We start from the raw sequence: 2,278 nt of genomic DNA on the forward strand, positions 1-2,278 counted from the left end.
TCATAATCAGTGAAAACGAGTAGGGCGGGACACGTGATATCCTGTCTGAATATGGGGGGACCATCCTCCAAGGCTAAATACTACTGACTGACCGATAGTGAACCAGTACCGTGAGGGAAAGGCGAAAAGAACCCCTGTGAGGGGAGTGAAATAGAACCTGAAACCGTGTACGTACAAGCAGTAGGAGCACCTTCGTGGTGTGACTGCGTACCTTTTGTATAATGGGTCAGCGACTTAATTTTAGTAGCAAGGTTAACCGTTTAGGGGAGCCGTAGGGAAACCGAGTCTTAACTGGGCGTACAGTTGCTAGGATTAGACCCGAAACCAGGTGATCTAGCCATGGGCAGGTTGAAGGTTGAGTAACATCAACTGGAGGACCGAACCGACTAATGTTGAAAAATTAGCGGATGACTTGTGGCTAGGGGTGAAAGGCCAATCAAACCTGGAGATAGCTGGTTCTCCCCGAAAGCTATTTAGGTAGCGCCTCGGACGAATACTACTGGGGGTAGAGCACTGTTAAGGCTAGGGGGTCATCCCGACTTACCAACCCTTTGCAAACTCCGAATACCAGTAAGTACTATCCGGGAGACACACGGCGGGTGCTAACGTCCGTCGTGGAGAGGGAAACAACCCAGACCGCCAGCTAAGGTCCCAAAGTATAGCTAAGTGGGAAACGATGTGGGAAGGCTCAGACAGCCAGGATGTTGGCTTAGAAGCAGCCATCATTTAAAGAAAGCGTAATAGCTCACTGGTCGAGTCGGCCTGCGCGGAAGATGTAACGGGGCTAAGCTATACACCGAAGCTGCGGCTACGTACCTTAGGGTATGTGGGGTAGGGGAGCGTTCTGTAAGCCGTTGAAGGTGGTCTGTAAGGGCTGCTGGAGGTATCAGAAGTGCGAATGCTGACATGAGTAACGATAAAGGGAGTGAAAAACTCCCTCGCCGGAAGACCAAGGGTTCCTGTCCAACGTTAATCGGGGCAGGGTAAGTCGACTCCTAAGGCGAGGCCGAAAGGCGTAGTCGATGGGAAACGGGTTAATATTCCCGTACTTCTTACAATTGCGATGGGGGGACGGAGAAGGCTAGGTGGGCCTGGCGACGGTTGTCCAGGTTCAAGTACGTAGGCGGGTGGTTTAGGTAAATCCGGACCGCTACTAACGCTGAGATACGATGTCGAGCTACTACGGTAGTGAAGTCATTGATGCCATGCTTCCAGGAAAAGCCTCTAAGCTTCAGATTGTAAGGAATCGTACCCCAAACCGACACAGGTGGTCGGGTAGAGAATACCAAGGCGCTTGAGAGAACTCGGGTGAAGGAACTAGGCAAAATGGTACCGTAACTTCGGGAGAAGGTACGCTCTTATCAGTGAAGTCCCTTGCGGATGGAGCAGACGAGAGTCGCAGATACCAGGTGGCTGCAACTGTTTATTAAAAACACAGCACTGTGCAAAATCGTAAGATGACGTATACGGTGTGACGCCTGCCCGGTGCCGGAAGGTTAATTGATGGGGTTAGACTTCGGTCGAAGCTCTTGATCGAAGCCCCGGTAAACGGCGGCCGTAACTATAACGGTCCTAAGGTAGCGAAATTCCTTGTCGGGTAAGTTCCGACCTGCACGAATGGCGTAATGATGGCCACGCTGTCTCCACCCGAGACTCAGTGAAATTGAAATCGCTGTGAAGATGCAGTGTACCCGCGGCTAGACGGAAAGACCCCGTGAACCTTTACTACAGCTTGGCACTGAACATTGAACCTACATGTGTAGGATAGGTGGGAGACTGGGCTAAACACGGTTGGACATCGTGTGGTTAGTGCAATGGCATAAGCCCGCTTGACTGCGAGAATGACAATTCGAGCAGGTGCGAAAGCAGGTCATAGTGATCCGGTGGTTCTGAATGGAAGGGCCATCGCTCAACGGATAAAAGGTACTCCGGGGATAACAGGCTGATACCGCCCAAGAGTTCATATCGACGGCGGTGTTTGGCACCTCGATGTCGGCTCATCACATCCTGGGGCTGAAGTCGGTCCCAAGGGTATGGCTGTTCGCCATTTAAAGTGGTACGCGAGCTGGGTTTAGAACGTCGTGAGACAGTTCGGTCCCTATCTGCCGTGGGCGTTGGAAAATTGAAAGGGGCTGCTCCTAGTACGAGAGGACCGGAGTGGACGAACCTCTGGTGTTCGGGTTGTCATGCCAATGGCATTGCCCGGTAGCTAAGTTCGGAATCGATAACCGCTGAAAGCATCTAAGCGGGAAGCGAGCCTTGAGATGAGTTTTCCCTG

Annotated in this window: 1 rRNA gene; it reads left to right on the forward strand. The window is 52.0% G+C overall.

The window, feature by feature from the left end:
- Positions 1-2,278, forward strand: a 23S ribosomal RNA gene (locus F0229_RS21585); the annotation flags it as partial.

The organism is Vibrio sp. AIC-3, assembly GCF_013114515.1.
Lineage (GTDB): Bacteria > Pseudomonadota > Gammaproteobacteria > Enterobacterales > Vibrionaceae > Vibrio > Vibrio crassostreae_C.